This is a genomic window from Ruficoccus sp. ZRK36, assembly GCF_019603315.1.
Lineage (GTDB): Bacteria > Verrucomicrobiota > Verrucomicrobiia > Opitutales > Cerasicoccaceae > Ruficoccus.
Map to the genome: position 1 here is coordinate 726,871 of NZ_CP080649.1, position 22,477 is coordinate 749,347.

The 22,477-nt window shown below is 62.2% G+C and carries 19 protein-coding genes; 13 read left to right on the top strand and 6 right to left on the bottom strand.

All coding sequences use genetic code 11. The features are described 5' to 3' along the window. The first annotated feature begins 97 nt into the window (after positions 1-97). The 3 genes from K0V07_RS03180 (at position 98) to K0V07_RS03190 (ending at position 3,976) form a co-directional block, all read left to right on the top strand. Positions 98-1,849 carry an ABC transporter ATP-binding protein gene (locus tag K0V07_RS03180; RefSeq protein WP_220623088.1) on the top strand — a complete coding sequence of 584 codons (1,752 nt, stop codon included), beginning with the start codon at positions 98-100 and terminating at the stop codon, positions 1,847-1,849. Positions 1,850-1,954: 105 nt separating this feature from the next. Beyond that, positions 1,955-2,806: a formyltetrahydrofolate deformylase gene (purU, locus tag K0V07_RS03185; RefSeq protein WP_220623089.1), complete on the top strand. Its 852-nt coding sequence runs from the start codon at positions 1,955-1,957 to the stop codon at positions 2,804-2,806. 255 nt (positions 2,807-3,061) lie between these two features. Further along, positions 3,062-3,976, top strand: coding sequence for a tetratricopeptide repeat protein (locus K0V07_RS03190; protein ID WP_220623090.1), 915 nt, complete (start codon positions 3,062-3,064; stop codon positions 3,974-3,976). A gap of 77 nt (positions 3,977-4,053) precedes the next feature. Here the strand turns inward: K0V07_RS03190 and K0V07_RS03195 are convergent, their stop codons facing one another. Continuing rightward, entirely contained in the window at positions 4,054-4,977 is a 924-nt protein-coding gene (locus tag K0V07_RS03195) for a hypothetical protein (protein ID WP_220623091.1), read from the bottom strand. A 144-nt stretch (positions 4,978-5,121) separates the two neighbouring features. Between K0V07_RS03195 and K0V07_RS03200 the strand changes: the two genes are divergently transcribed. The 5 genes from K0V07_RS03200 to K0V07_RS03220 all read left to right on the top strand — a co-directional run bounded on the left by K0V07_RS03200 (position 5,122) and on the right by K0V07_RS03220 (position 9,677). Beyond that, the gene (locus tag K0V07_RS03200; protein WP_220623092.1) at positions 5,122-6,717 is read left to right on the top strand and encodes an NfeD family protein; all 1,596 of its coding nucleotides are present in this window, start codon (positions 5,122-5,124) and stop codon (positions 6,715-6,717) included. Between the two features lie 2 nt (positions 6,718-6,719). Then, positions 6,720-7,187 carry an NfeD family protein gene (locus K0V07_RS03205; protein WP_220623093.1) on the top strand — a complete coding sequence of 156 codons (468 nt, stop codon included), beginning with the start codon at positions 6,720-6,722 and terminating at the stop codon, positions 7,185-7,187. Next, positions 7,184-8,224, top strand: coding sequence for a flotillin-like protein FloA (gene floA / locus K0V07_RS03210; protein WP_220623094.1), 1,041 nt, complete (start codon positions 7,184-7,186; stop codon positions 8,222-8,224). The genes K0V07_RS03205 and floA overlap by 4 nt, the downstream gene beginning before the upstream one ends. A 42-nt stretch (positions 8,225-8,266) precedes the next feature. Continuing rightward, the gene (locus tag K0V07_RS03215) at positions 8,267-8,974 is read left to right on the top strand and encodes a hypothetical protein (RefSeq protein WP_220623095.1); all 708 of its coding nucleotides are present in this window, start codon (positions 8,267-8,269) and stop codon (positions 8,972-8,974) included. Between the two features lie 73 nt (positions 8,975-9,047). Then, complete coding sequence (locus K0V07_RS03220) at positions 9,048-9,677, top strand: hypothetical protein (RefSeq protein ID WP_220623096.1); 630 nt, start codon at positions 9,048-9,050, stop codon at positions 9,675-9,677. 165 nt (positions 9,678-9,842) lie between these two features. Here K0V07_RS03220 and K0V07_RS03225 read toward each other — a convergent pair whose 3' ends face one another. Further along, positions 9,843-11,108, bottom strand: coding sequence for a class I SAM-dependent RNA methyltransferase (locus K0V07_RS03225; protein ID WP_220623097.1), 1,266 nt, complete (start codon positions 11,106-11,108; stop codon positions 9,843-9,845). Positions 11,109-11,235: 127 nt separating this feature from the next. Between K0V07_RS03225 and K0V07_RS03230 the strand changes: the two genes are divergently transcribed. Beyond that, a complete protein-coding gene (locus K0V07_RS03230) occupies positions 11,236-12,105 on the top strand; it encodes an RNA methyltransferase (RefSeq protein ID WP_220623098.1) in 870 nt (289 codons plus the stop codon). Positions 12,106-12,275: 170 nt separating this feature from the next. On the opposite strand, the gene K0V07_RS03235 is transcribed toward K0V07_RS03230, so the two are convergent. Then, positions 12,276-13,271 carry an NAD-dependent epimerase/dehydratase family protein gene (locus K0V07_RS03235; RefSeq protein ID WP_220623099.1) on the bottom strand — a complete coding sequence of 332 codons (996 nt, stop codon included), beginning with the start codon at positions 13,269-13,271 and terminating at the stop codon, positions 12,276-12,278. A gap of 62 nt (positions 13,272-13,333) precedes the next feature. Between K0V07_RS03235 and K0V07_RS03240 the strand changes: the two genes are divergently transcribed. The 3 genes from K0V07_RS03240 to K0V07_RS03250 all read left to right on the top strand — a co-directional run bounded on the left by K0V07_RS03240 (position 13,334) and on the right by K0V07_RS03250 (position 16,632). Continuing rightward, positions 13,334-15,187, top strand: a complete 1,854-nt coding sequence (locus tag K0V07_RS03240; RefSeq protein ID WP_220623100.1) for a tetratricopeptide repeat protein — start codon at positions 13,334-13,336, stop codon at positions 15,185-15,187. Between the two features lie 74 nt (positions 15,188-15,261). Further along, the gene (locus K0V07_RS03245) at positions 15,262-15,870 is read left to right on the top strand and encodes a hypothetical protein (protein ID WP_220623101.1); all 609 of its coding nucleotides are present in this window, start codon (positions 15,262-15,264) and stop codon (positions 15,868-15,870) included. A gap of 147 nt (positions 15,871-16,017) precedes the next feature. Next, entirely contained in the window at positions 16,018-16,632 is a 615-nt protein-coding gene (locus tag K0V07_RS03250; protein ID WP_220623102.1) for a hypothetical protein, read from the top strand. Here K0V07_RS03250 and K0V07_RS03255 read toward each other — a convergent pair. From K0V07_RS03255 to K0V07_RS03265, 3 genes are all read right to left on the bottom strand, one after another. Next, positions 16,613-18,277, bottom strand: a complete 1,665-nt coding sequence (locus K0V07_RS03255; RefSeq protein ID WP_220623103.1) for a fatty acid CoA ligase family protein — start codon at positions 18,275-18,277, stop codon at positions 16,613-16,615. The genes K0V07_RS03250 and K0V07_RS03255 overlap by 20 nt on opposite strands. A 31-nt stretch (positions 18,278-18,308) precedes the next feature. Beyond that, positions 18,309-18,587, bottom strand: a complete 279-nt coding sequence (locus tag K0V07_RS03260; protein WP_220623104.1) for a hypothetical protein — start codon at positions 18,585-18,587, stop codon at positions 18,309-18,311. 81 nt (positions 18,588-18,668) lie between these two features. Next, complete coding sequence (locus tag K0V07_RS03265) at positions 18,669-20,588, bottom strand: PAS domain-containing sensor histidine kinase (RefSeq protein WP_220623105.1); 1,920 nt, start codon at positions 20,586-20,588, stop codon at positions 18,669-18,671. A gap of 235 nt (positions 20,589-20,823) precedes the next feature. Here K0V07_RS03265 and K0V07_RS03270 point away from each other — a divergent pair, with 235 nt between their 5' ends. Further along, positions 20,824-22,386: a glycine--tRNA ligase gene (locus tag K0V07_RS03270; RefSeq protein ID WP_220623106.1), complete on the top strand. Its 1,563-nt coding sequence runs from the start codon at positions 20,824-20,826 to the stop codon at positions 22,384-22,386. The last annotated feature ends 91 nt before the right edge of the window (positions 22,387-22,477 follow it).

Consider the following 22,477-nt stretch of genomic DNA (forward strand, 5'->3'; position numbering starts at 1 on the left):
AGCGCAATCTATTCCCACGCCAGGACTGAGACTAAAACTCAATAATCCAAGCATTGTTTGGACAAAGTGCAAAAACGTGCTTAGCTGACTCTTTTCCATGAAAACCATCTGGCGTGTCGCCCAATACCTTTTCCGCTACCGGCTGCTTTACTGGCTGACGATCCTGTTTGCTGTGCTCTCAGTGGCCTTCACCCTGGCGATTCCTCGCTCGATTGAGACGCTCATCAACGACCTCGGCGCGGCCAACATGGTCGGCATGTGGGTCAGCGTGACGCTGATTCTGGGCTGCTTCTTCGGCCGCGAGCTGTTTAACTTTTTCCGTATCCGGGTGAACAACATCCTGGAGCAGAAGGTGCTGCTGGACATGCGCCGCGACATCCACGCCAAGCTTCTGCGCCTGCCTGTGTCCTTCTACGACCAGCGCAAAAGCGGCGAAATCGCCTCCCGCGTGGTGGACGACGTCAACAACGTCGAGCGCGCGCTGCTGGATGGCACCGAGCAGGGGACGACCGTGCTGGTGCAGGTCGTCGGCATCACCGTGATGATGTTCCTCATGCAGCCGTTTCTGGCCTTCTGGGTGGTGCTGCCGCTGCCCTTCGTCCTCTGGTGGGCCTATCACTACGCGAAAAAGTCCCGCCGCCACTGGAGCGCGGTGCGTAAGTCCGCCGCCAACCTCAACGCCCTGCTGGTCGAGGACATCCAGGGTAACCGCATGATCCAGACCTTTGCCCTGCAGGAGCGCGAGTCCCGACGCTTCGAAGCACAGGCCGAGGACCTGCGCGGCAAGACGCTCAAGACGATGTTCCTGTGGTCCTTTTACATGCCCGGCAGCCAGTTCGTGGCCAGCCTTGGCATGGTGGCGGTGTTCGCCGCCGGGGGCTACCTGATCATCCACGACAAGGGCTTCACCGTCGGCGAGCTGTTCGCCTTCTTCTTTTACGCGCAGATGCTCTACATGCCGCTGTGGCGCCTGACCATGCTCAACCAGATGCTCGCCTCCGGTAAGGCCTCCGGCGACCGCGTCTTTGAGATCATCGACGCCGAAGTCGAGGTGGACGATCCGCCCACGCCGCAGCCCTTCCCCGCCGGGAACATCGAGGTGAAGTTCGACAATATCGACTTCCGCTATCCGGGTCGCCCCGCTGTGTTGGAAAACTTTAACCTCACGCTGGAGCCGGGCAAGGTCACCGCTCTGGTCGGCCACACCGGCGCCGGTAAGTCCACCGTGGCCAACCTCGCCATGCGCGCCTACGACGCCACCTCCGGCGCCGTGTTGGTCAACGGCACGGACATCCGCGAGCTTTCCCTGCACGATGTCCACGGCCAAATCGGCCACGTCGCGCAGGAGCCTTTCCTCTTCGAGGGCTCCGTCCGCGAAAACCTCCTGCTCGCCCGCGAAGACGCCTCCGAGGAGCAGCTCCGCGCCGCCCTTGAGGGGGCCAGCGCATGGGAGTTTGTCCAGCGCCTGCCCGAGGGAATGGACACCAACATCGGCGAGAAAGGCATCCGCCTCTCCCAGGGCGAGAAACAGCGCCTGACCATTGCCCGCGTGCTTTTAAAGAATCCGCCGCTGGTCATCCTCGACGAGGCCACCGCCTCGGTGGACACCATCACCGAGCGCCAGATCCAGAGCGCACTGGACAACCTGATGGCGGACCGCACGGTCCTCATCATCGCCCACCGCCTCTCCACTGTCCGCAAGGCCGACAAGATCGTCGTCCTCGAAAAGGGCAAGATCATCGAGCAAGGTACCCACGACGAACTCCTGCTCCAACAGGGCCACTACGCCAACCTCTGGCTCCACCAGGTGGACGTCATCCAGGAGGACTTTGAGGAAACGCAGGCGTAAGTACGAGGCTGAGCTTTCAGGATAGTCTTCGCTCTTCAGACTCATCTCCTGCCCTAAACGCAGCCTTTACCTTGCGGAAAGATTCGGCTTAGCTGGTGAGCTTTCATGAAACCGCCCAGCATTATCGCCCTGCTCTCCGGGCCGGACCAACCCGGTCTGGTCGCCCGCGTCGCGGGCTGGATCTACGAGCGCCAAGGCAACATCATCCACGCCGACCAGCACCGCGACAACGAAGCCGAGGTGTTTTTCCAGCGCGTGGAGTGGGTCCCCGCCGGGGACATCGAGGAGGAGCGCACCGCGTTTCTCGCCATGGCCGAGGGCATCCTGGGCATGAATGCCCGCGTCGTGCTCTCTACCGACCGCCCCAAGGTCGCGATCATGGTCTCAAAGATCGACCACTGCTTTCACGACATCATCCTGCGCTTCCGGGCCCGGGAGCTGCCGGGTGAGCTCGTCGCCGTCGTCTCCAACCACGAGACCCTCGCCGCCGCCACGGAGGCCTACGGGCTGCCCTTTTACTACATCCCCGTCACCCGCGAGACCAAGGCCGAGGCCGAGGCCCAGCAGGTAAAAATCCTCCGCGAGACCGGGGCCGAGCTGGTGATCATGGCCCGCTACATGCAGGTCCTGAGCGAGTCTTTCCTCAAAAATGTGGGCTGCCCGGTGATTAACATCCACCACAGCTTCCTGCCCGCCTTTGCCGGCGGCAAGCCCTACCACCAGGCCTACGAGCGGGGCGTCAAGCTGATCGGAGCCACCGCCCACTACGCCACCGCCGACCTCGACGAGGGGCCGATCATCGCGCAGGACGTGGCCCGCATCAACCACCGTCACGGTCCGCCGGATCTCGTGCGCCGTGGTCGCGACCTGGAGAAAACCGTCTTCGCGCAGGCCATCCGCTGGCATCTGGAGAACCGCATCCTCGTCTACCACAACAAGACCGTCGTCTTCGACTAGCGGGGTGCCCCCGCTGGCATTAAGGGGCTTCGCCCCTACGCTCCTTGCAGTCGCTACCCCCGGGGGCGCGCATCTACTCACAATTGTATTTTAGAAGTACCCTGCCTCCACCTCAGCGGAGGTATCAGTGATCCGCCAGGATCACAGATGCAGGACTGGTCCCGCCGGGGCATAGCCCCATCCATGCCGCCGGGTGCAACCCGGTATTGACTTGGCGGGCGCGGTGGCCAAGAGTGCGCCCCTTTTCCAGATACCATGAACCGCCCCCCGAAAAAGCATAAGAAGAAAAAGGACGACATCCTCAACGATCCGCGCTTCGACCGCAAGGACCTCGAGGAGGCCGACCGCCGTCTCCACAAGGACGCCTCCAAGGGCGACGACCGCAACCTCGTACACATCGACGATGCCTTCAAGGAGGCCGACATCGAGGACCAGGTCTGGCTGTTCTGGAACAAGTACAAGAACTCGATTTACGCCCTCGTGGTCATCGTCCTGCTGGGCGTCATCGGGGTGCAGGGCTACCACATGTACCAGCGCAGCGCCGTCCGTACCATGCAGGAAGCCTACATCCAAGCCGACACCCCCGAGGCCTTGAACGAATTTGGCCAGAAGTACGTCGGCAAACCGCTGGCCGGCTTTGCCCTTTTGCAGTCTGCCGACAAGCAGTACCAGGACGGTAACTATTCCACCGCCGCCGATCTTTACAAAGATGCCGCTGCTTCGCTGACGGACACCTACGTGCAGGGCCGCGCCCGCCTGGGTGAGGCCATGGCTGTCATTCAGGATGGTCAGACAGAGGCCGGGAAGGCGCTACTCACCAGCCTGAGCAGTGACACCAAGGCACTTTCCGCCATCCGTGCCGAGGCGACCTTTGATCTGGGTGTGCTCGCCCTGTCCGCCAAGGACTACGACGCTGCCGGCAGCTACCTGCAGCAGGCCAGCACCCTCGACCCGCAAGGCCCCTGGGGCTCCCAGGCAGACCGCCTGATCGGTAAGACACCGGAACTCGCAGCCACGGTGGCCCCTGAAGCAGCCACGGCTCCTGCCGCTGCTGAGACGACCGCCCCCGTCAGTGCCGGACCGGCCAATGTCGAAACACCGGATAACACACCGGTCGCTGATGATTCAGCCGAGAGCATGACCGAAGCCGAAGCAGGCGACGGTGAATAAGCTCCCTTCTGATTTCAGATTTCAAAAAGGCCGCCTCCTACGAGGCGGTCTTTTTTGTGCCCCTTGAAGGCAGAAAATCAGGCCAGCGAGACCGCGACCGAGAAGACTTCGCTCTTACCCGGCTCGACGAAGTGCAGGCCCTTCTGAAGCTCTGGGCTGTTGGGCGGCCCCATCCAGGGCTCGACGCAGTAGAACGGGCTGTCGTCGCTCATTGTCCAGGAGACGAGCGTCGTCCACGGAGCCGGGACTTTCTGGTCACCGATGCGGATGAGGATGTCCTCCTCGCCCCCGCGCGGCCCGAAGCGTACCTCGTTGCTCTTGAGCTTGCAGCGGATCAGGTCCACGAGAATCTCTTCATCAAAGCCCGCCGCCTCCGGGAAGGGTTTGACCGGGACAAGCTTGCCCTCTCCGTCCTGGTGGAACGCTTTCTTGGCCGGGGCGCTGAGCTGGTAGTCTTTGCGCGAGAGGCCGTCATGCCACGGCAGAGAGAAGTAAAAATGATGCCCGGCTGACCACGGGATAGCGGTGGAGCCGTGGTTTTCCAGCTCGTAATCGACATAGAACGCCAGTTGCTCGAAGCGATAGCGCACGATGAAGCTGAAGTCGTACGGGTACGCCACTTTGCACTCCTCGGAGGGGATCAGCTTGGCGGCAAAACCGTGGTCGTGCTCGGTCATGATCTCGAAGCGGCCCTGACGCGCGTAGCCGTGCATAGCCATCGGGCGGCGCTCGCCATCGGGTGCGCGCCAATAGCCGATGTCGCCACGGTCAAAGGTGCGAGCGGAGAAAGGGAACAGCACCGGGTTACCGCCGCGCACATGCGCGATATTGTCCAGGTCTGCATCCTCGGGCCAGTGAATGACATCGCGGTAGTTCCCATCGGCCAGGCACAGGTGCCAGTTCATCAGGCGTGCCCCGGCCTCCGGGTAAGCGATAAACGTGGAGGCTCCGACCTGCCATTTGCGCACCGGGTGGCCGTTCATGTCGATGGTTTCCAGCATGGGAGGCAGGCTAGAGTGTCTGCGCCCCCCGATAAAGCGAAATTACCGCCCATCGGTAAAACCGTCATAAAAGCCATTCCCGCAAAGGATAACGTCCGCTTCGCCTTGCTTTTCGCCGTAGGCCCCCTAGCCTGTACGCATACCATGTCCCCCCGGGTATTTCTGTTTGTCACTCTCCTGTTCCTGTTGGGTCCGCTAAGGATCTCGCTGGCTGGCGACGATGTCGCCCCCTCGCCAGAGCCAACCGAGGCTATGGCCCCCGCTGAGCAAGCGTCGGAAGTGGATAAAACCCAAGCATCGTCTGACGCCGAGACCGATGATACGACAACCGTTGAGAGCGAAGCCGCAGCCGACGTGGCAGAGGTCACAGAGCCTGTACCGCTTGTGATCCCCGAAGGCGGTTTCGACGTGTATGTCGTGCCCATCGAGGGGCCCATCGGCCCGCCTCAGCTTTTCATCCTGCGCCGCGCCCTCAAGGACGCCATCGAGAACGGCGTCGAAACCGTCATCCTCCAGATGGACACCCCCGGCGGGCGTCTGGACACCACCCTCGAAATGATGGAGGCGCTGGACAACTTTGAGGGCGAGACCATCACCTTTGTCGATAAGGACGCCATCTCCGCGGGCTCCTACATCGCCGTGGCCACCGACGCCATCTACTTCGCCCCCAAGGGCAAGATGGGCGCAGCCGAGGCCGTCACCGGCCAGGGCGGAGACATCGACGAGAGCATGCAGCGCAAGATCAACAGCTACCTGCGGGCCGTCGTGCGCGTACTCTCCGAGACACACCGCTACCGGGCCGATGTGCAGCGCGCCATGATGGACCCGACCTTTACCCTCGAAATCGACGGCGACCTGATCAAACCCGAGGGCGAGCTGCTCACCCTGACCGCCACCGAAGCCGCCAAGCAATACGGCAACCCACCCCAGCCACTGCTGGCTGCCGGGATCGTGGACGATGTGGACCAACTCCTGATGGACCGCTACGGCGAGGGAAATTACCACATCCGCGAGTTTCACCTCAGCTGGTCCGAGGAGTTCGCCAAGTGGTTCTCCGCCATTGCGCCGGTGCTGATTTCGATCGGCATCCTGATGATCATCATCGAGATCAAGACGCCGCACTTCGGGCTGATCGGAGGGATCGGGATTGCGCTCGTTGTGGTCGCATTCTTGAGTAACAGCTTTGCCGGGCTCGCCGGTAATGAGCCCATCTTGCTGTTCATCCTTGGCGTGATCCTCATCGCGCTGGAGCTCTTTTTCTTCCCCGGTGTCATGCTGCCCGTCATCCTGGGGCTGCTCAGCATCGCCGCCGCCATCATCTGGTCCATGGCCGACATCTGGCCTACGCCGGACGGAGGCTTCACGATCAGCCGCGAGGCCATGCTCGACGCCCTGCAAAACGGCCTCATCGCCCTCGTGTTGACCGGAGTCGGCCTGGCGCTGATCTGGCGCTTCCTGCCCGGCTCATCGCTCTTCAAGCGCTTCATCTCAGTGGGCGCGATCAACGGTGTCTCTGAAGTAGATGCCCATGGAGGCAGCACCAGCGCCGGTCAGACCACACTACCTGAAGCGGGCGCTACGGGCATCGTCGTGCGCGACCTGCACCCAATGGGGACAGTGGAGATCGACGGCCAAACCTATCAAGCCCGCTGCCAGAACGGCGAAATCCGCCGTGGACAGCCGGTCGTCGTCGTCAGCCGTGCAACCTTCGCGCTCGTGGTGGAACCTTTAGACTCATAGCCATGACCCTCATTATCGCTCTCATCGTCATCGCGCTAGTCCTGTTCTTCCTGGAGATTTTTCTGCCAGGCGGGATTCTCGGCATATTGGGCTTTGGCTGTCTGCTGGGAGCCTCGTACCTGACCTATGACAGCTATGGGCTGGTGCCGGGCATTGCGGTGCTGGTCGGCTCACTCATTCTCAGCGTAGCCTTTTTTATCATCGAGCTGAAGTTCCTCAGCAGTAAAGGCGTCGGTAAGTTCCTGCGCTCCGAGGGCTCGATCAAGGGCGGCGCCAACACCCCCGCCGGTGACGACTCACTCGTCGGCCAGCAGGGGACCGCCTTGACAACCATGGCCCCCTCGGGCAGGGTCCGCATAGGTAAGCAGAATTACGAAGCCTCCGCACAGGGAGGCTATGTCTCCAGAGGCGCCGCCATCGAGGTCGTGCGCGTCGAAAGCTTTAAACTCATCATAAAACCACTCCCATGATCTCACCCGCACTCGCAGCAAATCCCGTCGCTCTCGTCGGTCTCGCCATCCTTGGCCTGATCGTCCTGGTACTGTTTTTCGTCTTTGTTTCCTTCTTCACCGTCTGGATGAAGGCCCTCTCCTCGGGCGCACAGGTCAGCATCGGCACACTGATTGCCATGCGCTTTTTCCGGCGCCTGCCCTACTCCCACATCGTGGATGCCCGCATCATGTCCGTAAAGGCCGGGATCGACCTGTCGATCAACCAGATCGAAACCCAGTACATGGCCGGTGGTAACATCATCGAGACCGTGCAGGCGCTCATTAACGCCAAGAAGGCCGGGATCTTCCTGGAGTGGGACAAGGCCTGCGCCATCGACCTCGCCACCAAGGGCACGAGCAAATCCGTCATGGAGGCCGTCCACACCTCGATTAACCCCAAGGTCATCGACTGCCCCGCCCCCGGCTCCGGCCGCAACACCATCGACGGTGTGGCCAAGGACGGTATCCAGGTCAAAGCCCGCGCCCGTGTGACCGTGCGCTCGAACCTCGACCACTATGTCGGTAACGCCCTTGAGGAAACCATCATCGCCCGTGTCGGTGAGGGGATCGTCACCACCATCGGCTCGGCCGAGAGCTACAAATTTGTGCTGGAGAACCCGGACCGCATCTCCAAAAACGTGCTTGAGCGCGGCCTCGACGTAGGCACGGCCTTTGAGATTATTTCCATCGACATCGCCGACGTGGACGTGGGCGATAACATCGGGGCCAAGCTGCAGGAAGCCCAGGCCATCGCCAACAAGAACATGGCCCAGGCCCAGGCCGAAATCCGCCGCGCCGCCGCCGTCGCCCTCGAACAGGAGATGAAGGCCAGGGTGCAGGAAATGCAGGCCAAGGTCGTCGAAGCCGAGGCCGAGGTGCCGCTCGCGCTGGCCGAGTCCCTGCGCTCCGGTAAGATGGGCTTCATGGACTACTACCGCCTGCAGAATATCCAGTCGGACACCGCGATGCGCGAATCCATCTCCAAGCCTGAGGAAGACTCCAACCCGCAGGGTTAACCCTGCCTGCCTCCTCGCCCTGAACCCTGACCTCTGATCACCATGGTATACACCGCTTCCCTCGAAGAATGGCTCGTGCCCGTCGTGGTCTTTGTCATCTGGGCCATCAATGCCGCCATCTCGCTGGCCAAGAAAAAGCAGGGTGAGGGCGAGGAAGAAGAGGCACCGCGACGCAACTACACGCCGCTGGACCACCCCTCTAACGACGACGCTGAGCGCACACGCCGGATCCAGGAGGAAATCCGCCGCAAGATCGCCGAGCGTCGCGGAGGTACGGTCCCCCAGCAGCAGGAAGAGTCTGAATTCCAGCCCGCCCACCAGCCGCCGCCCATCCGGCGCACGGCTGAGCGGACACCGTCCCCGCTGGAGGCTCCGCGGCCCATGACCTCTCCGCGCGAAGTGGCCCACCGCCGCCAGCGCATGCCGGAGCCGACATATACGGACTACCGCGACCCAACTCAGGAGCTGATGGCCCAGCTGGAGGCCCGCCAAAGGGAGGCCAAGGAGGCTGAGCAGCGGGCAGAGGCCATCCGCCGCCAATCGCGTGAAAAGATCTCCCAGAGCCAACGGGCAAAACCGATTCTGAAGAAACGGAGCACGGGCCACTCCTTTTCATCGATGCGCAGCAGCATCAAGCAGGAGCTCAAGGACCCCGAGAGCGTACGCCGCGCCGTCCTGCACTACGAGATTCTGGGCACCCCGGTCGGCCTGCGCCGCGACGACCAGCTCTACCCTCAGTGGAAGTCATGAGCCTGGGCGAGTTTCGTTAGCAGGTTCATCAAGCCAGCGACAACCTTTCGCACGTAACTCAACCCATGCCATCATGCTTAAAGCCCTACTGACGACTCTCCTTCTGACTTTCACCCTCAGCCTGTGCCACGGCGCGGACTTTCCCCGTGACCTGGGAGAATGGGAACTGATGGGTGTCACTGTTTATGACAACCCGGACGCGGGCTTCAGCGTGAGCTACCAGCGGCCCGACAGCTCCGACAAGCTCGACATCTATTTCTACGACAACGGGCAGCAGGACCTGGGCACCGGCCTGTCCGACGCCGCGAGCAAGGAGTTCGCCATGGTATTCGCAGGTATCAACGAAATGCAGCGCCGCGGCTACTACGCCGATGTGTCAAAGCCGCAATTCGGGCAGGGAAAGATGGACCTGTGGGGCGAGGAGGTGCCGCTCCTCTTCGGGCGCGTCTCCTACCGCCAGACCGACAAGGCCAATGGCCCCAACACCAATCAAGACCTGCGCCAGTCGTTCACGATTCTTACTGCCTACAAGGACCGCTACCTCAAGGTGCGCTTCACCGTCATCAGTGACGATGCCGATGCCGCCTTTGCGCAGTTCAACCATATCATGGGCGAGATCGAACGCAGCTTTGACCGGCGCCCAACCGCCGCCCTGATCAAAAAGGAAACCGGGACTGCGCCCGCTGCCCCAGACGAGCACTAGCCGTCCGAGGTTGCGCGTTGCGTAACTGCACGGGACATTGAGGGGCGCTGCCGCATCGCTAGTGATTTACCTACAGGTTCCGCACTCAAACAGTATGGAATATGCGGAGTTCGTTTGAGCCGGCGGCAACCACCGTTGCCCATGGCTCTGCCTAAGGCTGAGCCATCAATGCCCCGGGTGCAATCCGGTCCTGGTGAGGACGGCGACGTTCTCGATGTGGCGGGTCTGCGGGAACAGGTCAAAGGGCTGCACCTCTTCCAGCCCATAGCCACCGGCCAGGAGCATCTTTAAGTCGCGGGCCTGCGTGGCCGGATCGCAGGAGACATACACCACGCGGCGGGGCCCCAGCTCCAGCAGCTGGCGGATAAAGGCCTCATCACAACCGGCACGCGGCGGGTCGATGATCATGGCCGTTTCATCGCCGGGGAAATTGATCGTGGAGAAGATCGACTCGGCCTCGCCGATGAGGAACTCGGCGTTGGAAATGCCGTTGATGGCGGCGTTGGCGTTAGCCCACTTCACCGCGCTGGCATTGACCTCCACCCCGGCCACCCGCTCAAAGTGTCGGGCGCCGCAGAGCGCGAAAACACCGACGCCACAGTAGGCATCCACCAGATAGCGCACGCCGTCGATACGGGCGCGCTCCATCACAAAGTCGATCAGCTCGGGCAGGATGAACGGGTTGTTCTGGAAGAAATCACCGGCCAGAAACTGGAACACGGTGGAGCCGATTTTCTCGGACACCGACTCTTTGTTGTCCGTCGTCACCCCCTCCAGCGTATGCCGCAGCAGGAGCGTACCGCCCTTGCGTAGCTTGGCCGAGCGCTCGCGGATGCGCTTACGCTCAGTCGGCATGGCTTCATTAATCGCCTCGGTGGCGATCGGACAGGCGGGCACATCGACGATGCGGTTGCGCTGCCCCTGATGCAGGAAACCGATGGGCAGCTCACGCGGCGGCCCCTCGCCACCGGGCTTGGGCTTAAAAGGCTTCGGGTAGTGCGGGGTGAGCTTCGAGCGGTAGTGGTACTCGCGCGGCGAGCCGTGGGTGGGGTTCACCGGGTGGGTGATGCCCGCCAGTTTGACCAGCAGTTCGCCGACTTGTTGGCGCTTCCACTCGCGCTGCGCGGGGTAGCTCATGTGCTGGTACTGGCAGCCGCCGCAGCGGCCGAAAAGCTGGCAGCGCGGCTGCACGCGCTCGGGCGAGGGCTCCACCACCTCAATGAGATCCGCCTCCGAGTGCTGTTTATGGTTACGGTACACACGCGCACGGACGAGCTCGCCCGGCAGCGCAAAGGGCACCATGACCACCCAGCCGTCCACACGCCCCAGCCCGGAGCCGAGGTTGGTCAGCGTATCCACACGCAGCTCCAGCTCCTGATGGTAGGCGAAGGGCTCGGGGTTAAAATGCTTCGGTGTCTGCGGCGTGCTCATAGTCCCAAAGGGCAGAACTATTTCCGCCGCCCCACCGCGCGTCAAAGCAAATGCACACACGCCGGACAGCTCGCCGATCAAGCGGAACCCAAGGATGCGATGGAGTTTGAAAAAGATACCACCCCGCATGGCGCATCCGGTTGACGCGGACGCGTTCGCCGCTAAGCTGCCGTTTTCGATCACCATGCCCGTCACTGAAATCACTTCGCGCCAGAACCCCCGCCTGAAGCAGAGCATACGCCTGCGCGAGCGTAAGGGCCGCCTCGCCACCGGGCAGTTCCTCGTCGAAGGGCGGCTGGAGCTGGCCCGCGCCCTGGAGGCAGGGCTCACCTGCGTAGAGTGCTGGCAGTGCCCCGAGTACGCCGGGTACGAGCGCGAGCTGGCGGGGCAGCTGACAGAGGCCGCCACGGAAACCTTTCGCGTGCCCAAGTCGGTCTTTGAGAAACTTGCTGGGCGCGAAGGCCCGGACGGATTGATCGCGGTATTCGAAGCGCCCGAGCGCAGCCCAGACATACTCGCTCTCAGCGAGGCCCCGCTCATCGTCTTGCTGGAGGGCGTGGAAAAGCCCGGCAACCTTGGCGCCATCATCCGCAGTGCGGAAATCGCCGGAGCCGACGCCGTCATCGTCAGCGGAGGCGCAGACCTCTACAACCCGCACGCCATCCGCAACTCGCGCGGTCTGGTCTTTACCTTTCCCGTCATCGCGATGGAGCCACAGGCCGCGCTGGCATGGATGCGCGCCCGTGGGATCAAGCTCTACGCCACCACCCCGGCGGCCACCCTCCCCCACTGGAGCGCCGACCTGGCCGCGCCCTCCGCCCTGCTCATGGGCAGCGAGGCCGAGGGGCTGAGCGATCTCTGGCTCAAAGAGGCGGACGCCAGTATCCAAATCCCGCTACAGGGCCACGGCGACTCGCTCAACGTCTCCGTCAGCGCCGCAGTCGTGCTCTTCGAGGCCGTCCGCCAACGCCAAGTGCGTGACCGCACGGGACATTGATGGGGCTGTGCCCCATCGCTCCTTGCAGTCGCTGCCCCGGCAGGGCGAGTCCTACACTCCTGATTCTTCCAGTCACTCTGGCATTTTCAGGAGAAAATGCCATGAAGGTACACCGCCCCTGAATGTCCGGTGCGCTCACGCACTGCAGGTCTGGGCTGCGTAAGCCCGCTTTAACTCCGGTTACGTTTCCAGTCCGCCACCAATTCATCCACGCCTGCCTCGGTGGAAACTTCGGGTGCGTAGCCGAGGTCGCGACGGGCGGCGGTGATGTCGTACCAGTGGTCCTTGGAAAGCTCGACGGCCACGAAGCGCGTCATAGCAGGCTCACCGGGCAGGCAAAACTTATCGTAAATCCACTCCAGCGAGCTGCCCACACGGTAGGCAGTTTTGGCGGAGATCGAGCGTTTGACCGGTGGCTCGCCCAGACGCTTGAGCAGGTTGTTGATCCAGTCCCAGAGCACGACCGGCTCACCCTGTGAGAGAAAGTACGCGCAGCCCGCGGCCGTGCCCTTGTCCAGCGCATCGAGTGCGAGCACGTGGGCGAGAGCTGCATTCGCAACGTGGGTGATGTCCACGCGGTTCTTACCGTCGCCGACGATACGCAGACGCCCCCGGCGGGCACGATCGACCAGGCGCGGCACGATGTGCGGGTCGCCCACGCCCCAGATCAAGTGCGGCCGCAAGGCGCAGGTAAGGAGGCCGTCACGGCCATTGGCTGCGAGCACTTCCTGCTCAGCCTGAGCCTTTGTTTCCGGGTAGGGGCAGAGCCAGTTTTTCCCGTAGGGCAGCGATTCGTCCGCCCCGGCAAAAGCCTCGCCGGTAAAGACCACGCTGGGCGTACTGGTGTAGACGAGGCGCTTGACGCCGTGGCGGGCACAGGCGGCCAGCACATGGCGAGTGCCCAGGACATTGGCGTTAAAGTAGTCCTCACGCGCCCCCCAGACTCCGGCCTTGGCGGCGACGTGAAAGACCGCATCGGTCCCGGCCACGGCGCGGTCCACCGCCTCGGCATCGGCGATGTCGCCCTGAATAACCTCGACGCCCTGAGCGACCAACTCCGGCTGGGCCGAACGGCCAAGACTGCGCACGGTATAACCGCGCGCCAGCAGCCGACCGACCACATGGCGGCCCAGAAAACCTCCCCCGCCGGTTACCAGTACCTTCATACGGCGACGGTGGGGAGTGCGGGCTTGCTTGCCAACCTTTTTTCCCAAGCATGGGACTTCCGATGAACGCTCCCGCCCACTCCCTGCCCCGCTGGCCGCTTGCGCTGGCAGTAGCTATTTTAGCACTGCTGCCGTTTCTGCCCGCGCTGGGGAACGGCTTTGTCTGGGACGACGAGCTGAACATCACCGCCAACGAGCACTTTCGCGGGCTCGATGCGGAGCACCTGGGGTGGATGGCAAGCAGCCGCCACGCGGGGCACTATCAGCCGCTGACGTGGCTCAGCTACGCGCTCAACTACACTGCCGACGGGCTGCACCCGCGCGGCTATATCGCAGTCAACCTCCTGCTGCACGCGGTTAACGCTGCGCTCGTTTTTCTGCTCATCACCTGCCTGCTGCCCGATGGTGGACGACGCGGGCTCTACTGGGCCGTCGCCGGAGCGCTGTTCTATGCGCTGCATCCGCTGCGCGTCGAGTCCGTCGTGTGGGTCACGGAGCGCCGGGACGTACTCGCACTGTTCTTCCTTTTACTCAGCCTGCTGGCCTGGCTGCGCTCACAGCAGAAACCTGAGCGGCTCGGGCTCTTCTATGCGCTCAGTCTGATCGCCTTCGCCCTCTCGCTGCTCTCCAAGGCCTGGGGGATCGTCTACCCGGCGGTACTGTTTATCCTGTGCCTTTACCCGCTACGGCAGCGTGCATTTGGGAAAATCATTGTCCGGCTGCTTCCCTTCGCATTGCTGGCGCTGGGCGCGGCCCTGTTGGCAGCATGGGCCCAGTCCGAGCAGGCTATGGCCACGCTCGCCGAGCACGGCGTAGCTGCGCGGCTCGTCCAGGCCATCTGGAGCCCGGCCTTTTATCTCGGGCAGACGGCATGGCCGCTGAATCTCTCCCCCCTCTACCTGCTGCCAAAAGACTTTAGCCCGTGGACAGCGAGCATGCTCGCGGGAGCAGCCGTTACACTGGCGATCACCGCCCTACTGATCGCGCGAGCCCGACGCGCACCGGGCTTGCTGACCGGTTGGCTGATCTTTCTGGTGCTGCTCGCGCCGGTCTCGGGGCTGGCTCAGAGTGGCCCGCAACTCGCGGCCGACCGCTACACCTATCTGGCTGGGATCGTCCTCGCCGTCGGTGTCACAGCTGCTGGACGGTTCGCCGGGCAGCGCTGGCCCGAGCAGCAAAAGCTGCACGCGGTTGCCATGGCGATGGCCCTGGCGGTGCTGGCCATGCTCACCGTGCGCCAATGCACGGTCTGGGAGAATGCCGAGACGCTCTGGGGGCGCGCCATCTCGGCTGATGCGGACAACTACGTGGCCTACTTTAACCGCGCCCAGCAGGCCGACCACGCAAACACACCTCACCGGCTACAGGACCTCAACCGTGCGATCGAGCTGGACCCATCCTATGCCCAGGCCTACGCACTGCGGGGCGAGCTGAACCTCAACGCCGGGCATACCGCAGAGGCCCGTGCAGACCTCGACCACGCCATCGAGCTGGACGCCTCGCAGGCCCAGGCCTGGAACAACCGCGGCGTCCTGCGCCTAAACACCGGTGACAAGAGCGGCGCGCGCGAAGACTTTACCGCTGCCCTTGAGCGCGACTCCAGCCTCTACGAAGCCCATATCAATCGCGGTCTGCTCCGACAGCAAGACGGGGACCGAGCCGGAGCCCTGGCCGACTATGATGCGGCCATCGCCCTCAACCCCAACGTGTGGCAGGTCTACTACAACCGCGGCCTGCTGCGTGCTCAGCAGGGCCAGGCCGAGGCGGCGATTGGGGACTTTACCCGGGTCATTCAGCTCAATCCGGGCTTTCCCGGAACATATCGCGAGCGAGCGGTACTGTATAACAAGACCGGTCAGGCCGCCGCCGCCCAGCAAGATCTGGTAACCGCACGGCGCTTGACGCAAAAGCCTTGATCCGTGATCTGCGGTCAGGGCCGTGTCGCAATCTCAGCACAGGTGGGCACCCATCACAGAACCCGTACCGCACCATGAATTTATCATCTGTACTCAGTACGTCCGCGTGCGTGCTGGCCCTCAGCCTCACCTCTCTCCACGCCGATCAGGCACTGGCCGAGGGCTTTTCACTGAGCGATAACGACGCCAGCGTCCACATGAACAACATCGGCCAGCTCGGCGAATGCGAGAGCGGAGCCGTACGCTTCCCCGGCGAGGAGGAAATCCTGCTCACGATCATCCCCTTTGGAGAGCAGGGTAAGGCGACCTTTAACCGCGAGCGCTTCACACAGGCCGTGCAGGAGCGCATCGCCATGAGCCTCACCGGCACCACCGATACCGACAGCCTCAAAGATCAGGCTCTGGGCCAGAAGATCGACCAGCACTGCACCAGTCAGGGCATGAGCAGACCCCACTGCTATCTGGCAGGGGCCAGCCTCACCGCGTCTTCAGATAATGCCTCGGAGTACAGCGATGCGGTGATGTTTATCCTGACGGATAAGGCCATCCTACAGGCGGTCTACAGCCCCTATCCGGGCGCCCGCAAACCCTCCGGCACCACACCGGCCGAGCTGATGAAACAGCTCGCAATGAACCTCGAGTACTCGAGCCCAACGCCCGACAAAGGCACTGAATCATCCTAGTCAGAGAGGATAGCCGGACTCATCCATTTCCAGCAGATAGATGGGCCACAGAGGTGCGGAGTTTTTCTCTTTGTTCTCCGCATCTCTGTGGCGACTTTACTTCGACATAGACTCCGGTGGGATAAGGTTCATATAAGGTACCCCATCATGAAGGGATATACGCGTTACGTTAGCCATATTCTGCTCCTACTCTTGCTGGTAATCCCCGGCTCGCGGCTGCTCGCCGACCAGGAATTGGGCTATGGCTATCGCTTGAGCGACAACAAAGCTGCAGTAGACATCAGTGAAATAAAAAGCGATCCGAACGCCAAGGCCTTGGCGGTTACGCTAACCTACGAGGGCGAGGAGCCGATTTTGATCTCCTTGATACCTTTTGCAAAGGATGGCGCCGAAGGCGTTAACAGAGATGAACTGACTCCTGAAACCCTAAAGACCATGTCGATGCTTTTGACCGGAGTCAAAGACCCGAGCCATGTACAGGAAATCGACTTGGGAGAGGGGGTCGGCAAACACTTGTCCGAACAGGGCATCCAGCCCAGCTACTGCTTTCTGACCTGGGACAAACTCTATGACTACAAAACCGGCAAGGCTTTCAATGAGACAGTCTATGCGGGCTCAATGCTCACGTTGTTCACCGACAAGGTCCTGCTGCAGGCCTTCTCACAGCGCTATCCGGTCAGTGGCGAGGAGCTTCCCACCATCCCTGTGGAGCTGATGAAGCGCCTGGCGATGGATATTAAATTTACCCCTGAGCGCGAGTAAACTTCCGCCCCAGGGCGAGGCGGTGGATCTTGGCGTTGTGGCGCACATCCACCGGCAGACCCGCCTCGATAAAGACCCGCCCGATGCGCTGCGTGAGCGGGTGAGAAGCGGCAACCGCGAGCATCTCTTTTTCAAAAGCTGTCCGAGCACTCGGGCTCGTGGGGAGCTTGCCCGGGTCAGGCTCGATCACGATAGCCGGGGTCTGGTGGCCGGGTTTCCCGAGGCCGATCAGGGCACTGCGGTAAACATCCGGGTGTCGGTTAAAAATCGCTTCGCAGCAATCGGTGTAGAGGTCGCCTTCGGGCGTCTGGACACGCTCGGCCTTACGGCCACAGAACCAAAGCCGCCCGTGCTCGTCGAGATACCCCAGATCGCCCATGCGATGCCAGATCCTGGACGGGTCAGCGGAATCAGAGAGTTTGGCGGCAGCGGTGGCCTCGGGGCGGGCTTCGTAGCTCTTGGTCACTGTGGGGCCGCAGACAGTGATCTCGCCAATCTCACCGACCGGCACACACAGATCGTCAGCCATTTCACGTAAGGGAGCGTCCGTCAGGCGAATGATCCGGACCGTCATCTCTGGAAAAGCCGTACCCACGCAGGTGCCGCGCCCCTCATCGGTAAGCGGCTGCGTCTGCTCCAATATCTCGCGCCCACAGATGCTGGCGACGGGCAGCGCCTCGGTCGCGCCATAGGGGGTGTTGATCTCGCCAGCGGGCAGGAGGGGCTTCATACGCCGGATCAGACCTGGCGGGACGGGTGCGCCCGCCATCTGAATACGCCGGACGGACGGCAGGGTCTTCCCCTCGCGCTCGCAGTAGCGGGCAATCAGGCTCCACAGGGCGGGCGAGCCAAAGCTGTTCGTGACCCCGGCCTTCTGGATCGCTTCCACGATTTTAGCGGGATCAGCGGCAGCCGGTTTTGAGGGGTCCATCTCGGGGACCACCGTGGTCATGCCCAGCGCCGGGTTGAACAAAGCGAAAACCGGCAGCAAGGTCAGGTCCACCTCGCCGGGCTCAACCTGGTAGCGCTCCTTGAGCAGACGCACCTGCGCCTCGAACATCCCGTGCTCGTAGCGCACGCCCTTGGCCGGACCAGTCGAGCCGGAGGTAAAAAGGATGGCCGCTAAGTCCGTAGGGCTGGCGACCGCGAAGTCGGTCGGAGGACGACTCGCAGGGGCAGACTGCTCAGCACTCTGAGCCAGGCAGGCGCGCCAGCGACGGGAGCCGACTGTCAGCTTATGCCGGAAGCGGCAGCCCCTTAGCAGGAGCGGGGAGAGCCAGGTGGCGGCGGGGATACCCATCAAGGCTTCGGGGCGGCTTTGCCGCACACAGGAGCGGAAGTGCTTCCACCCCATCCCCGGATCGATCACGACCGGAACGGCCCCGACCTTAAAAAGTGCGAAGACCGACAGAATCAGGTCAAAGCCGGGTTTGACCATGAGTAACACACGCGTCCCCCGGCGGATACCGTGCTTTTCACAATAAGCGGCTGCGGCGCATGCGCTGGCTTCAAGGCGCTTAAACGATATCGCCTCGTACGACAACTCTCCCTGGCTGCGCAGCGGCAGCTTAAGGGCGGGTGCATCCGGGCTGGCCTGAGCAGCTAGCGTCAGGTAGCGGGCGACATTGGCGTTACCGTCGCCCATTATGAAACCCGATTGGCCCCTGGGGCCGGGATTAGTAGTCGGCTACGACGATCGTGCCCCAGAGCAGGGACAGATTGTCGCCGGATACGTTCTTGGTCGGGTAGAGCTGGTCGGTGTGGACGTTGATGTTGTCGTCCTTGAGCTTTTTGTACGAGCCGGGCGAATAGCTGACCAGACCGAAAGCGTCAAAATCCTGATTTGCACGCACATAGGCGGGATGGACACCATCCGGCACATTGCTGCAGCCAGCGAAAACCATAGCGGCAAGGGCGGTAATACCAACGAGAAGGGAAGCAGAAGACTTTTTCATGTACTTAGAGTGAAGGGTCAGTTGACGTAAAATTAGGTAACACTTCAAGGTTAAATTTTCCTGCGATCTTTCGCCAGTCTTTTAATTTCCACCGGCAGGAGCAGATTCGGGGGCGATGACACTGCGGATGACCCAGCTGAGCTGCTGAATCGTATAGGGCTTCTGGATCGTGGCCTGAAAGCCGTACTGCGCAGGATTGAGCAAGACGGGGTTATTCGTATAGCCACTGGTGACGATGCATTTGATGTCAGGGTAACTTGAGCGCAGCCTCTCGGCAGCCTCGACTGCGCCAAGACCACCCGGCACGGTCAAGTCCGCGATCAGCACGTCGTAGGAGTTTTCGCGGGCCTCCGCCTCTTCATAGAGGCGGATCGCCTCGTCCCCGTCCGCAGCAAACGCCACCTCGTAGCCCAGGTGGGTCAACATGTCGCCGGCGATCTGGCGAATCATCTGCTCATCATCCATGAGCAGGATCCGGCCCTTGCCATGGTAGAGCTTCTGCTCCGGCTCGCGCGCCTGCACTGAGGCACTGGGCAGCCCGGGCAGATACAAGATGAAGGTCGTCCCCACGCCGGGCTCGGAGTCCACCATGATATGCCCATCATGGTTTTTGACGATGGAGTAGCTGGTGGCCAGCCCCAGCCCGGAGCCCGTCTTTTTCGTGGTAAAATAAGGGTCGAAAATCCGAGCCAGATGCTCAGGCGGGATACCGGGGCCATTATCGGACACGGAGACTCTTACGTAAAAACCGGGCTCCAACGGGATCGACGGCTCGGCCCCCAACTCGGCATTCTCCGCCTGAATCTCGATACGGCCGCCCTTCTTCATCGCCTGGGTGGCATTGATGAGCAGGTTATTCAAAACCTGCGCGATCTGGCCCTCATCCACCTCGACCGCCCACAGGTCCTCGGGGACACTGAGCTGGCAGCGGCAATTCGAGCCGCTCAGCACGAACCCTGATGACTCACGGATGAGCTCGTGCAGGCAGGTGCGGTTCTTGACCGGCACACCGCCCTTAGAGAAGGTCATGAGCTGATGTGTCAGGTCACGCGCCCGCAAGGCGGCTTTTTCAGCGGCCTTGAGAATCGTAAAAAGCTGGTCCTGGGGCTCGCAGCGGTTTCTTGCCAGAGAGATATTACCGAGGATACCGGTCAGGATGTTATTAAAATCGTGCGCGATCCCACCGGACAGGAGCGCGATCGACTCCATACGCTGGTTTTTCTGAAGCTCGCGCTCCAGCCGCACCTGATTGGTGATGTCGGAAAAGACCAATACGCAGCCGGTCAGCCTGTCCTGGGCGTCTAAAATCGGGGAGAGCAGGAAGTTGATCTTACGCTCGATCCCATCAGCCGTCACCAGATGCCGATCTGCCAGGGGGCCAACCGCCTGGCCGCTGCGGAAGACCCGCTCCAGCGGCAGGGGGCTCTCCGCCTTTGACTCAGCATCCAGCAGGTGAAAAATCTCCCGTAGAGGCTGCCCGGCCACATCCTCCAGCCGCTGCCCGATGAGGCGCTCCCCCTCGCGGTTCACATAATCGATAGCGCCCTTCACATCCGTAGTGATGACCCCCTCGCCAATGGAGCTGAGCGTGACAGCGAGCTTCTCGCGATCCAGTTCGCGCTGGGCCTGCTCAGTCCGCTGGCCGGAGATATCTTTCAGGATAAGGACACACTCGCCAGTAGCAGCTTCCGGCGCGAGGACCTCTACCCCAGCCCAGAACTCCCGGCCATCCGCGCGGGAGAAAGACATTTCGCAAGCCTCGGAGCGGCCTGCCACCACCAGATCCGCCAAGACCCCAAAGGTAGCGGGGCGGGACTCGCCCAGATCAAAGGCTGCCTGCACCTGCGCCCGGCCATAACCACTCAGATGCTCCCAGGCCGGATTGACATACTCGACAGTAACCTCCCCCGGCGTTTCGACGGGGTTACGAACAACGGCAATAGCGATATCCAGACGGTCCGCCAGGGAGCGGAGCGTTTCGTATCCGGGACCACTTGGCATGAAGACAGGTATGTTGGCTGCTTCCGGACAAGAGGTTACAGGTTTTGAACGAAAGCAGCGGGTCGGCCCAAACGAGGGGCTTGGTATGCCTAATAAATTAATACACGGGCAAAGAGCCAGAAGAAAAATCATCTGCACTTGCACAATGTCCCGAAATAAAACGACGGGCATCTGCCGCAAACACTGGCCTGATGAAGCTTGACCAAGCCCGCTCGGCTTTCATGCTGGATCCCTTATGGCCAGCGACAACGCCTCCACCCCCACCATGGACACCCTGATCGCCCTGTGCAAACGGCGCGGTTTCGTTTTCCCGTCTTCGGATATCTACGGCGGCTACAACGGCTTTTTCGACTTCGGCCCGCTGGGCGTGGAGGTCAAAAACAACATCAAGAATGCCTGGTGGAGTGACTTCGTGCACCGCCGCGACGACATCGTCGGCCTCGACTCCTCCATCATCATGCACCCGAAGATCTGGGTCGCCTCCGGCCACGTCGGCGGCTTCTCCGACCCCATGGTCGACTGTAAGGAGACCAAGCTGCGCTACCGCGCCGACCAGCTCTTTTTCCAGAGCTTCACCTTTACCCCCGACGGCGAAGGCGAAGCCATGACCTATAATGTCGTGGTCGTGGAAGCTGACGACATGGATACCGCTCTGGCCGAGCGCGCCGCCAAGGTCGCCAAGCTCCTCGGCAAGCAGGCCGGCGGCAAGGTCCGCGGTGAGCCCACCGAAGGCGCCGCCATCATCGAGTTTACCGAGTCCACCGAGGAGCAGCGCACCGCTGCCTATGGCCCTGAGGCCACCGAGGCGGGCACGCTGACCGAGCCGCGCGACTTCAACCTGATGTTCGAGACCAAGGTCGGCCCGCTCGCGGACAAGTCCGCCACCGCCTACCTGCGCCCCGAGACCGCCCAGGGGATTTTTAGCAACTACCGCAACGTCGTAGACACCGGCCGCGTCAAGGTGCCCTTCGGGATCGCTCAGGTCGGCAAGGCCTTCCGCAACGAGATCACGCCGCGTAACTTCCTCTTCCGCTCGCGCGAATTCGAGCAGATGGAGATCGAATACTTCATCCAGCCCGACGCCGACTGGCAGACCCTGCACCGCGAATGGATCGACAAGTGCATCGACTGGCTCGTCTCCATCGGCCTGCCCCGCGAGGGCATCGGCGAGGACGTCCACCCCGCCCACAAGCTTTCCCACTACTCCAAGGGCACGACCGACCTCACCTTCCGCTTCCCACACGGGGTGCAGGAGCTGTGGGGCATCGCCTGCCGCGGTAACTTTGACCTCACGCAGCATCAGGAGCACTCCGGTAAGTCCATGGAGTACTTTGACGAGCAGCAGAAGCAGAAGTACATCCCACACGTGATCGAGCCTTCGCTCGGCGTGGACCGGACCTTCCTGGCCGTGCTCTCGGCCGCCTACTGCGAGGACGAAATCCCCAACGACAAGGGCACGCCCGAAAAGCGCAGCGTGATGAAGTTCCACCCGCGCATCGCCCCGTACAAGGCCGCTGTCTTCCCGCTGGTGAAGAACAAGCCCGAGCTGGTCGAGCGCGCCCGCAAGCTCTACGAGCGCCTGCAAAAGCGCTGGACGGTCTTCTGGGACGTCTCCGGGGCCATCGGCCGCCGCTACCGCCGCCAGGACGAGATCGGCACCCCCTTCTGCATCACGGTGGACTTCGATACCATCGAGAAGGACGCCGGCGTCACCATCCGCGACCGCGACACCACCGAGCAGATCCGCCTCTCCGAAGACGAGCTGTTCAACTACCTGTCCGAAAAGATCGACGGCTAGGCGGGTTGCACCCGCTGGCATTGATGGGGCTCTGCCCCATCGCTCGCTAAGGCTCGCTGCCCCGGTTTCTGTAAGGTGAATTAAGCCTGAC

Excerpts from the sequence above, each read along its gene's own strand:
- K0V07_RS03180 (WP_220623088.1), top strand. The coding sequence starts at position 98 with ATGAAAACCATCTGGCGTGTCGCCCAATACCTTTTCCGCTACCGGCTG.
- purU (WP_220623089.1), top strand. The coding sequence starts at position 1,955 with ATGAAACCGCCCAGCATTATCGCCCTGCTCTCCGGGCCGGACCAACCC.
- K0V07_RS03190 (WP_220623090.1), top strand. The coding sequence starts at position 3,062 with ATGAACCGCCCCCCGAAAAAGCATAAGAAGAAAAAGGACGACATCCTC.
- K0V07_RS03195 (WP_220623091.1), bottom strand. The coding sequence starts at position 4,977 with ATGCTGGAAACCATCGACATGAACGGCCACCCGGTGCGCAAATGGCAG.
- K0V07_RS03200 (WP_220623092.1), top strand. The coding sequence starts at position 5,122 with ATGTCCCCCCGGGTATTTCTGTTTGTCACTCTCCTGTTCCTGTTGGGT.
- K0V07_RS03205 (WP_220623093.1), top strand. The coding sequence starts at position 6,720 with ATGACCCTCATTATCGCTCTCATCGTCATCGCGCTAGTCCTGTTCTTC.
- floA (WP_220623094.1), top strand. The coding sequence starts at position 7,184 with ATGATCTCACCCGCACTCGCAGCAAATCCCGTCGCTCTCGTCGGTCTC.
- K0V07_RS03215 (WP_220623095.1), top strand. The coding sequence starts at position 8,267 with ATGGTATACACCGCTTCCCTCGAAGAATGGCTCGTGCCCGTCGTGGTC.
- K0V07_RS03220 (WP_220623096.1), top strand. The coding sequence starts at position 9,048 with ATGCTTAAAGCCCTACTGACGACTCTCCTTCTGACTTTCACCCTCAGC.
- K0V07_RS03225 (WP_220623097.1), bottom strand. The coding sequence starts at position 11,108 with ATGAGCACGCCGCAGACACCGAAGCATTTTAACCCCGAGCCCTTCGCC.
- K0V07_RS03230 (WP_220623098.1), top strand. The coding sequence starts at position 11,236 with ATGGCGCATCCGGTTGACGCGGACGCGTTCGCCGCTAAGCTGCCGTTT.
- K0V07_RS03235 (WP_220623099.1), bottom strand. The coding sequence starts at position 13,271 with ATGAAGGTACTGGTAACCGGCGGGGGAGGTTTTCTGGGCCGCCATGTG.
- K0V07_RS03240 (WP_220623100.1), top strand. The coding sequence starts at position 13,334 with ATGAACGCTCCCGCCCACTCCCTGCCCCGCTGGCCGCTTGCGCTGGCA.
- K0V07_RS03245 (WP_220623101.1), top strand. The coding sequence starts at position 15,262 with ATGAATTTATCATCTGTACTCAGTACGTCCGCGTGCGTGCTGGCCCTC.
- K0V07_RS03250 (WP_220623102.1), top strand. The coding sequence starts at position 16,018 with ATGAAGGGATATACGCGTTACGTTAGCCATATTCTGCTCCTACTCTTG.
- K0V07_RS03255 (WP_220623103.1), bottom strand. The coding sequence starts at position 18,277 with ATGGGCGACGGTAACGCCAATGTCGCCCGCTACCTGACGCTAGCTGCT.
- K0V07_RS03260 (WP_220623104.1), bottom strand. The coding sequence starts at position 18,587 with ATGAAAAAGTCTTCTGCTTCCCTTCTCGTTGGTATTACCGCCCTTGCC.
- K0V07_RS03265 (WP_220623105.1), bottom strand. The coding sequence starts at position 20,588 with ATGCCAAGTGGTCCCGGATACGAAACGCTCCGCTCCCTGGCGGACCGT.
- K0V07_RS03270 (WP_220623106.1), top strand. The coding sequence starts at position 20,824 with ATGGCCAGCGACAACGCCTCCACCCCCACCATGGACACCCTGATCGCC.